We start from the raw sequence: 9,672 nt of genomic DNA, 5'->3' as shown, positions 1-9,672 counted from the left end.
GTAGATCAAGGTCCGATTCACCCAGCAGGACAGCTGGAAGGCGCCTGCTGCTCCTCCAATAGCAGCATTCGACGTTGCTTCGCTCCAATGCGGTCAGCGCCGCGAGCAGGGTGCTAAGTACCTCGATCTCCCCGGCAGGCGTGGCGTTGGCATTTTTCGTTTCGCTGGCCAGGGTCGCCGGAGATTCAGGCTCACATTGCGGGACGCAGCTGGGCTGATGACCGGTGGATATCATTGCATCGAACCCCACGAATTGGGACATGCGGCTATCCCAAGCGAGCTCTGAGCTGTCCCGACCTCAAGGCTAAGGCAGCAAAGACGAGACCGGGCAAGATGTTCAATCGCTTGCGGATGTTGGTGGCCATTGCCAAGTTCCAGACGACCAGTGCGAGCGTGAAGCCGACCGCCGCTCCGGTCGCCCCGTCCATCGCTATGCCGGCTGCACAGGCGACGACGGCAGTCACGGAGCCGCCAACCATCGTCGTCGCGGCGGCCCACTCATTCTTGGTCATGGTCAGAAGGTTTAGCTGGGGTCCGCAAACCGCATTGCAGAGATAACCCATGATGAGGATTCGTGCGATCGGTGCTCCCACAGCAAAATCCTCGCCGAACCAGCTTAGGAGAGGTTCGGTGACCACCAGCAACGCCAGGGCCAATGCGAGTGCCCCGCTGAAACTCAGAACTGCTGCTCGTGAGAATAGCCGCTGCAGGCCTTCGTGATCCCCGCGGGCATGAAGATCCGCAGCAGTCGGCGAGAACATCGTGCTTACTGCGACATTCGAAAGACCGACCAGCATCGCCACGTTCAGGCATAGGGCAAAAATGCCAGCCTCGTGGACCCGGCCCGTCCAACCCAAAAGCATGACCCCCGTTCGGCTTACGAAGGCATCAAGCCCGGTAATTAGCACGGTAGGAGGGATTACAGACCGCCACAAACGCCCGGAATAACTCGCCCGCGCGTTTTGCAGGTCAGTCGGCCGCAGCTTGATTGCCGTGGCGAGGACAAGCATCGCGGTAACGGCCGAGCTTGTCACTACCGCCATCATCGCGAAAGGGGCATCCAGGGTTACCCAGCCCGAAAACGCCGCGCCACCCACCAGCGCCAACAGCAGCCCATCGCGCGCCACACGCTCGGGCAAAAGCGCGGACACCACGCCTCCAAAGGCGCGAATTAGGCTGGCGCCAAGCGTACAGGCCGTCATCAGCGGCACCGCCGCCATGGCGAGCAGCATTGCCCTCTGAAGTTCCTGGTGATTCTCTCCCGAAAAGGCGACGAGGCTGGCTCCTGTCAGTCCCGCCAGCATCGCGGCCGAGAGCGACCACGAGAGCGCGAAGATGATTACGCCGCGCGCTAGGTCCCAACGTCCAGCGGCCCTGTATTCCGGCACGAAGCGCAACAGCGACATGTTAAAGCCGAGCGTCGAGAGGGTGGCGAGAACGGTGCTCCATGCCAAGGCGTATGAGTAGGTGCCATAGCTCGTCGCGCCGACCAGCCGTGCGATTCCAAGCTGTGCCATGCTGGTGAGGCCCGCACCACCGATATAGACCAGAAGGGCGAATATGCTCGCATGCAATAGACGCCGGCCCACATCATGGGGACGCCGGTGGAACACAGTAACGGATGATCGGCCTGCGGTGCCCCCGAGTGAGAGGGTATGAGTAACCCCGTCGGCCGCATGGAGTTCAAGCGACTGACTTTCCGAGCAGTCTTCCGTGCTTCCCTTGTTATCCGCCTGTCTTGCGGCCGCCAACCCGCCACCGCGCGTGTCGTTGATGAAGGGAACCCCGGTTCGCGATAATCGCGTCTGGATTTCCTGTTCCACCTGACAAAGGCCGCTTGCGATGGACTGTTCGTCGACTGCCCCAACCGAGACGTTGCTTCGCCGCGCGCTCCGGAGAACATTACCAATCTTTTCGAAGACATCGAAAAATTGCATGTTGCCAGCGACGTCTACGTCTAAGAACCGTTCCGCAGGCGGTTCGTGCATCATTCTTGTCTGAAGCCGTGCTTCCACGACATCGCGCGGGACTGCCATCCCAACCACCAGATCAGCCCGGGGCGTAGATTCGAGCGCTCGCACGATCAACCTGTCGTCTGCGGCGCCATTGAACATTGCAAGGGACCCGATCGCCTGCACAAAGCCTTGGTCGAATATGATTATATTTGTTGATCCCTGCGCCTGTGTCCAGCAGCGTGACAGGCGAACTATGTACTGCCACATAAGAATTCGCCGTATAAGGCTCTTTGGTGGTATTGTTCTTACAATTTTATTTGCGGATGCAATATCACTGTTTCGCCAAAATGAAGAAAGAAGTGCCAGAACTGTGATGAAAATGGCGGATGATATTCGGGAGATTACCGCGAAAATGCCGAAGCGGTCCCAGCCGCCGCCTCTATCGCGGGGCAGGTAGCACAGGGTGACTTTGGCAACGTACCCATGGTCGCGCAAATGCTTGGCGAGGGCGTTCGCGAAGGTTGTTTTACCGGATCCCGCTGGTCCGAAAAGTTCAATGATCATGCCGTTTCAATCCGGAGATCGAGTTGATCGGTTCAGCCCTCTCAATGGCCCTTCAACAAAAGGTCGCCGCTATCCCTGAGTCGGTGGTTGGCGTGTTGTTTGAGATTCACCTGGGTGAGAACGGCGGAGCGGACAGATTCCAGGAGAGATTCTCTTCTGCTTCGATGAACTCGAAGACGCTGCGCGCTAAGGTTCGTGGCGTCGGCCGAAAGTCCGCAATGACTAGCCGCCGCGAACGCGCCCACGTCGTTTCTCGAACCGGCTATCAGCCGCGCCGTGCCTTTTCGGGTCAGCCACCAGTGCTCGAAGAAAGCCCGATCGTTCCTATTCTGGAAAAAAGTCGCGGCAGTCCAGAGAGAGGCGAGCCATTGCAGGCTGCAGAAGACAAGGCGCAGGACCCGCGCTCGTGCTTCCAGCAAAGAGAAGGTCCAGCCGAGCCCGTTTATCGTGCGGACGACCGGCACCTGACCGCGCACTGCCAAAGGGGTCAGCAAATTGGGCTTGGTGTCGAAGCTTTGGATGATGTCCGGCCGGGTCTCTGCCATCAACCCGCGGACCGAGCGCAACGCGCTCAATCGCGCACCGCCAATGGCAAATCGATCGAATTCAATGCGATGATGCGGAATTCCGTGGCGTGAAAACGCGGTGACGTCGTCACTCGATATGGCCGTCAGCCTAAAACCCTTTTTGCGCAGCGACAGCAGGAACGGAATATGCAGGCGGTGGTCCTCGCCTCCTATGCAAACCAGGTGGGGGTCCATCTCGCCTCTCCCGAGAGTGCGGGGCACCTCAAGCGCACGACGTGGCTGGCGACTTGATTTTTTCTCATTGCCGGTTTGCAACCCTTCCGCGTGACATCCGCCCGGATCACGCTAGGGGCATGCTTGTCCACTGTCCTCGTCCGTTTGAATGAAGCAGGGTGCCACGCGCCGCTACCAGTGTACCGAAACAGCTTCGACGAAGCAGTCGGCGGGTAGCGCGTGCGCGTTGTCGGCGCCGAACGCAATCCGCTCGTCGTGTCGGCACTCCGCCAAATGCTGGAATGCGATGGACGTTTCGAACTGGTGAACGCCGTGCAGAGCGGCAAGCAGTTCCTGGACCTGGCGGCGGAGGCCGGCTTCGATGTCGCCGTCATCGGCTGGAAGCTTGCCGACATGGACGGCGCCGGCCGTCAAAAGAAACTTTCGGGGAGGAGTTTGGTGCGGTCGAGAAGACTCGAACTTCCACGGGTTGCCCCACAGCGACCTCAACGCTGCGCGTCTACCAATTCCGCCACGACCGCACGTGGTAGGAGCCGGAACCGTCCGGCCCGGGGCCTGTAGCAAATCGCTTCCGGCGAAACAAGTGCGCCGTGCGGAATAATCGCCGCAGATATGCACAACCCTTCACGACCCGGCTTCACGCCGGCGGAACTGGACGTTTCGGCCGATTGCCGCCATATGATTGGCAAATGCATGTCGCCCAAAAGTGCAAGGCGGTTTTGGGATAACGGCATGCATAGTCGAAGATCGAAAGTTCCATGACAGAACGCAGCCAGATCGCCACGTCGTTCCTGCCCCTGCCCGGTTCGGCGCCGGTCGAATGGGTGATCGAGCCCGGATTGACCGCCTATCCGGATGCGCTCGCCTTCATGGAAGCCCGCGCCGAGGCGATCCGCAGCGGCGCGGCCGGCGAGATGGTCTGGCTGGTCGAGCATCCGCCGCTCTACACCGCCGGCACCAGCGCGCGTATCGAAGACCTGATCGAGCCCGACCGGTTCCCGGTCTTCGCCGCCGGGCGCGGCGGCGAATACACCTATCACGGCCCCGGCCAGCGGGTCGCCTATGTGATGCTCGACCTGAAGCGCCGGCGCGAGGATGTCCGCGCCTTCGTCGCAGCGCTCGAAGAGTGGATCATCGAAACACTTGCCGCCTTCAACGTGCGCGGCGAGCGGCGCGAGGACCGGGTCGGCGTCTGGGTGGTGCGGCCGGATCGCCCTGCCCTGCCCGATGGCTCGCCGGCCGAGGACAAGATCGCGGCAATAGGCATCCGGCTGCGGCGCTGGGTGAGCTTCCATGGCATCGCCATCAATGTCGAGCCGGAGCTTGGCCATTTCAGCGGCATCGTGCCTTGCGGCGTCTCGGACCACGGCGTGACCAGCCTCGTCGACCTCGGCCTGCCCGTGACCATGGCCGACCTCGACCTCGCGCTGAAATCCGCCTTCGAGGACGTGTTCGGGCCTGCCTCGGCCCCGGTCGCCGAACTGACCCGAAAGGCAGGCTAAACCCCGCTCCGGCCTAGGGTGTACTGAGATTCAGGTCAGGCCGAGTCGAAAACGTGTCAGCACACTCTACATGAGCTGCGCCGAAGCCCAGAGCACACCATAGCCGTGAATGGCAAAGACCGCGAGCAGCGCGCCGGCCATGGCCAGGCGATCGACGGCTCGGATCGGCTTCAGCTCGTGACGCGGCTTCACGCCGCTGCCCACGGTGAGCAGGCTGAGCATCGAGAACACCGCTCCGGCGATGAGCAGGAAGCCGGGCGGGAAACCGGCGCGCCAGCCGAGCGCCAACAGGGCGGAGAGCAGCAGGAAGGACGCCAGCGCGAGCGCGAGTGGCCCTGGGCAGATCTGGCGCAGCACCTGGCCGCCGTCGAACTTCCACACCGGCACCAGATTGGCGATGTTGAACAGCGACGCGCAGCCGGCAAGCGTCGCCAGCAGCAACGCCGCCAGGCGATGTCCCTCGCTGCCGGCAAGGCCGCTGGCGGCGATCAGGACGGGCACCAGGAAGGCGGAGAAGCCCGCCCCCATCAGCGCCACGAAGGCCACCTCGAAGCGGCTGTCATAGGGCCTGCCGCCGATGGCGATGCCGCCGAGCAGCGGGATGAAGATCATCCGCGCCCGGCGATGCCCGGTCAGGCGGAACGCCGCCATGTGACCCAGCTCGTGCAGCGCCACCACCGAGGTCAGGATCGCGGCCAGCGCCAGCCCGCCAGGGTTGAGCCCGAAGAACGGCCACAGGATGAAGGTCGAAAGCACGGCGAAGCCGATCTGGCTCACCGGATGCTCGAACCAGCCGCCCTTGCGATATGTTCCGGTTCTCGCCCAGACCTGCAGCTTGGCGAGTTCGCGGCGCATGGCGAAGTAGCGGAAGACCAGGAAGGCGACGCCGCGATAGCGGTCTGTTTGCGTAAGCGTCACCCGCGTCGCGTCGCCTTCGCGGACGAGCTCGGTGGTTTCACGATAGTTGGCCCAGAATGAGGGATCGAGCGCCGTGTCCTCGACGACGCGCATCGAGAAGCGGCTGCCTTCCACCACATCCTGAAACTGAGCCTTGCGTTCGATCGGTTGACCATCCCGCCCCTCCCAGGACAGTTTGATCAGCGCCGCGCCCTCGCCGTCCAGGGGTACGGCGGATAGGATTTCACCCGACCAGCCGGCGTCGCCGCCGAACGGCCACAGCGCCTGCCAGAGGCGTTTCCGATCGGCCTCGATGACGCGGCTGACCGTAACCGTGCGCAGCCCGAGCGGCGCGGTCATCAGCAGAAAGATCAGTCCGAGATTTCCGGCCACGAGGGTGACCGTGGCGATGACCGACACTGCCCTTGCTCCCTGTCTTTGGAAGCAGCCTAACGGCGGCGCGGCCAAGAAAAGCTTAACAATGGGCGGGCTCTTGCCCGCCCCAAGGACGGGCTTTTGGCCCGCCCGAAACAAGGGCGGCGAGCCGCCTGATCACATGGCGCCAATCCAGATCGCCATGGAAATGAGGAAGGTGCTCATGCAAACCAGCGAGACGACATCCTGAACCAGATCGGCCATAACTCTCTCCTGTTGTTGGTATGTTCGTAATTTGTTCTAATTTTGTTCGAATGTCAACGATCAGGGAGCGGCGTGCTGGGCCAATCCGGCGATCCGTTTGGGCACGGTTAAGGAAAGGTTGACGCAACAAGATGCGCGACCGGGACTTTAAGACATGGGCCCCGGCCGCGGGGCAGTCGTTTCCTTTCGGGCGCCTGCGCCGCCCCTCACCTGCCTGCCGGCATCCTCTCCCCGTATAGTGACGGGGAGAGGGGCGCTCTCTTCGCTGATTTCGCCAATCGTCAACGTTGCAGGATAAGCATTGAGGCCGCAGCCAGCCCCCTTCTCCCCGTCACTATACGGGGAGAAGGTGCCGGCAGGCGGATGAGGGGCAGCGCAAACGTCTGAAAGGAAGGCGGCTCAACCTACCGTGCCCCCCCAGATTTACACCTCGACACACGGGTTACAGCGGAACCACCTTGCCCTCGGCCAGCGTCACCCGCCGGTCCATGCGCGAGGCCAGCTCGTGATTGTGGGTGACGATCAACGCCGCCAGCCCCGATTGCCTGACAAGCGCCTCCAGCGCGTCGAAGACATAGGAGGCGGTCGTCGGATCGAGATTGCCGGTCGGCTCGTCGGCGAGAAGCACCAGCGGCGCGTTGGCGACGGCGCGCGCGATCGCCACGCGCTGCTGTTCGCCGCCGGAAAGCTCGGCCGGCCGGTGCTGCGCGCGCTTGCCGATCTGCATGTAGTCGAGAAGCTGTGCCGCCCGCTCCGACGCCTCCTTGGGGGGAAGTCCCTTGATCAACTGCGGCATCATGATGTTTTCGATGGCCGAGAACTCCGGCAGCAGATGATGGAACTGATAGACGAAGCCGATATCGTTGCGGCGGATCGCCGTGCGTTCTTCGTCGGAGAGCCGGCCACAGGCACGGCCGGCAAGGATCACGTCCCCCGCGTCCGGGCGCTCGAGCAGTCCCGCCGTATGCAGCAAGGTCGACTTGCCGGAGCCCGATGGCGCCACCAGCGCCACCATCTCGCCGCGACGCAGCGAAAAGTCGGCGCCGTTGAGAATAGTCAGCTTGCGGGGCCCCTGGACATAGTGCCGCTCGACGCCCTTCAGCTCGATAATGGCTTCGGCCATCACTCGTACCTCAAGGCTTCGACCGGATCGAGCCTAGCCGCCCGCCAGGCAGGAAACAGCGTGGCCAGGAAGGATAAGGCGAGCGCCATGATAACGACATAGGTGGTCTCGCGCGGATCCATCTTCGCAGGCAGTTGGCTGAGGAAATAGAGCTCGGGATTGAACAGGATCCTGCCGGTCATCCAGGAGAAGAACTGGCGGATCGATTCGATGTTGAGGCAGATGACCACGCCGAGCAGCACGCCGGCGATGGTCCCGGTCACGCCGATCGCGGCCCCCGTCATCAGGAAGATGCGCAGGATCGCGCCGCGCGAAGCCCCCATCGTGCGCAGGATGGCGATGTCATGGCCCTTGTCCTTCACCAGCATGACGAGGCCGGAAATGATGTTGAGCGCCGCCACCAGCACGATCAGCGTCAGGATCATGAACATGACGTTGCGCTCGACCTGCAGCGCCGAGAAGAAGGTCTCGTTGCGCTGGCGCCAGTCGACGAGGTCGATCGGCCGCTGCGCCGCCTGTTCGACCAGCGGCTTCAGCACGTCGACATTGTCGGGGTTGTCGACATAGATCTCGATGGTCTGCGCCCGCCCGTCCATGTTGAAATAGAGCTGCGCTTCCGAAAACGGCATGTAGACGATCGAGCTGTCATATTCCGACATGCCGACCTCGAAGATCGCCGTGATCTTGTAGCCCTTCATGCGCGGCGTGGTGCCGAGCGGGGTGACGTCGCCTTCCGGCGAGATCAGCGTGATCGTGTCGCCGAGCACGAGGCCGAGATTCTCGGCCATGCGCTTGCCGATCGCCACACCTTCGCCGGTATCGAAGCCTTCCAGCGTACCCTGCTTGATGTTGCCGGACACGATCGCGATCTTGCCGAGATCTTCGCCGCGGATGCCGCGCACCAGCGCGCCCACACCGCCGCCGACATTGCCCTGCGCCAGCACCTGTCCGTCGATCAGCGGGATGGCGTATTTGACGCCGGCAACGCCGTTGATGCGGCTCGCCACCTGGGCGTAGTCCTCCAGCGGCGAATCGAGCGGCTGCACGATCAGATGGCCGTTGACGCCGAGGATGCGGGTCAGCAGCTCGGCGCGAAAACCGTTCATCACCGCCATGACGACGATCAGCGTCGCGACGCCAAGCATGATGCCGAGGAACGAGATCGAGGCGATGACCGAGATCACCGTCTCCTTGCGGCGCGAACGCAGGTAGCGCCACGCCACCATGCGCTCGAAGCCTGAAAAGGCGCCTGCCGACTTTCGGGCTGCAGCCGCCTCGCTCATCAGGCTATACCCAGGCGCTTCTTGGCCTCGGCGATCGGCAGCGTCTCACGCTCTCCGCTGCGGCGGTTCTTGATCTCGACCTCGCCGGCGGCCACGCCGCGCGGACCGACGATCACCTGCCATGGCAGGCCGATCAGGTCGGCGGTGGCGAACTTGCCGCCGGGCCGCTGGTCGGTGTCGTCATAGAGAACGTCCTTGCCGGCCGCGGAGAGCGCCGCGTAGAGCTCGTCGCAGACGCGGTCGCATTCGACGTCGCCCGCCTTCATGTTGATCAGGCCGATATCGAACGGCGCCACCGCTTCCGGCCAGATGATGCCGTTCTCGTCATGGCTCGCCTCGATGATCGCCGCGACCAGCCGCGACGGGCCGATGCCGTAGGAGCCGCCCGAAGCGAAATGGTCCTTGCCGTCGGGCCCTGTCACCTTGGCGCCCATCGGCTTGGAATACTTCTCGCCGAAATGGAAGATATGGCCGACCTCGATGCCGCGCGCGGAGAGCCTGTCGCCCTCGGAAACGTTCGCCCACGCCGCTTCGTCATGCATCTCGTCGGTGGCCGCGTAAGGTGTCGTCCACGTCTTCACGATGCCGCCGATCTCGGCGTCGTTAGAGAAGTTCGTGTCCGCGCCAGGCACGTCGAGCGACAGATAGGCACGGTCGCAGAACACCTGGCTCTCGCCGGTTTCGGCCAGGATGATGAACTCGTGGCTGAGGTCGCCGCCGATGGGGCCGGTATCGGCGCGCATCGGAATGGCCTGCAGCCCCATGCGCGTGAACGTCCTGAGATAGGACACGAACATGCGGTTGTAGGCGGCCTTGGCGCCTTCAAAATCCAGGTCGAACGAGTAAGCGTCCTTCATCAGGAACTCGCGCGAGCGCATGACGCCGAAGCGGGGACGCACTTCGTCGCGGAACTTCCACTGGATATGGTAGAGGTTGAGCGGCAGGTCC

9 protein-coding genes and 1 tRNA gene are annotated in these 9,672 nt (G+C 62.9%); 1 reads left to right on the top strand and 9 read right to left on the bottom strand.

Features of this window, described 5'->3' with window-relative positions:
* The 5 genes from EOA29_RS42240 to EOA29_RS14650 all read right to left on the bottom strand — a co-directional run.
* Positions 1–262, bottom strand: a 262-nt coding sequence (locus tag EOA29_RS42240) for a hypothetical protein (protein WP_210213148.1), incomplete at its 3' end; no start/stop codon positions are given.
* 4 nt (positions 263–266) lie between these two features.
* Positions 267–2,519, bottom strand: a complete 2,253-nt coding sequence (locus EOA29_RS14665; RefSeq protein ID WP_126093224.1) for a lipopolysaccharide biosynthesis protein — start codon at positions 2,517–2,519, stop codon at positions 267–269.
* Positions 2,520–2,560: 41 nt separating this feature from the next.
* Positions 2,561–3,280 carry a glycosyltransferase gene (locus EOA29_RS14660; protein ID WP_126093223.1) on the bottom strand — a complete coding sequence of 240 codons (720 nt, stop codon included), beginning with the start codon at positions 3,278–3,280 and terminating at the stop codon, positions 2,561–2,563.
* Between the two features lie 171 nt (positions 3,281–3,451).
* The gene (locus EOA29_RS41400; RefSeq protein ID WP_189349998.1) at positions 3,452–3,694 is read right to left on the bottom strand and encodes a hypothetical protein; all 243 of its coding nucleotides are present in this window, start codon (positions 3,692–3,694) and stop codon (positions 3,452–3,454) included.
* Positions 3,695–3,716: 22 nt separating this feature from the next.
* Positions 3,717–3,801, bottom strand: a tRNA-Leu gene (locus tag EOA29_RS14650).
* Between the two features lie 237 nt (positions 3,802–4,038).
* On the opposite strand from EOA29_RS14650, the gene lipB reads away from it, so the two are divergent.
* Positions 4,039–4,782: a lipoyl(octanoyl) transferase LipB gene (gene lipB / locus EOA29_RS14645; protein WP_126093222.1), complete on the top strand. Its 744-nt coding sequence runs from the start codon at positions 4,039–4,041 to the stop codon at positions 4,780–4,782.
* Between the two features lie 66 nt (positions 4,783–4,848).
* Here lipB and EOA29_RS14640 read toward each other — a convergent pair whose 3' ends face one another.
* The 4 genes from EOA29_RS14640 to EOA29_RS14625 all read right to left on the bottom strand — a co-directional run.
* Complete coding sequence (locus EOA29_RS14640) at positions 4,849–6,099, bottom strand: site-2 protease family protein (RefSeq protein ID WP_126093221.1); 1,251 nt, start codon at positions 6,097–6,099, stop codon at positions 4,849–4,851.
* 661 nt (positions 6,100–6,760) lie between these two features.
* Positions 6,761–7,444 carry an ABC transporter ATP-binding protein gene (locus EOA29_RS14635; protein WP_189349996.1) on the bottom strand — a complete coding sequence of 228 codons (684 nt, stop codon included), beginning with the start codon at positions 7,442–7,444 and terminating at the stop codon, positions 6,761–6,763.
* Positions 7,441–8,724, bottom strand: a complete 1,284-nt coding sequence (locus EOA29_RS14630) for a lipoprotein-releasing ABC transporter permease subunit (protein ID WP_126093219.1) — start codon at positions 8,722–8,724, stop codon at positions 7,441–7,443. Before EOA29_RS14630 ends, EOA29_RS14635 begins: the two co-directional genes overlap by 4 nt.
* On the bottom strand, positions 8,724–9,672 hold a 949-nt coding region (locus tag EOA29_RS14625; RefSeq protein WP_127221076.1), incomplete at its 5' end, for a proline--tRNA ligase. The genes EOA29_RS14630 and EOA29_RS14625, both read right to left, overlap by 1 nt.

The sequence above is a fragment of the Mesorhizobium sp. M1E.F.Ca.ET.063.01.1.1 genome, from assembly GCF_003998155.1.
GTDB lineage: Bacteria > Pseudomonadota > Alphaproteobacteria > Rhizobiales > Rhizobiaceae > Mesorhizobium.
The sequence above is the reverse complement of the archived record's forward strand: the minus strand, read 5'-3'. Positions and strand labels throughout refer to the sequence as shown.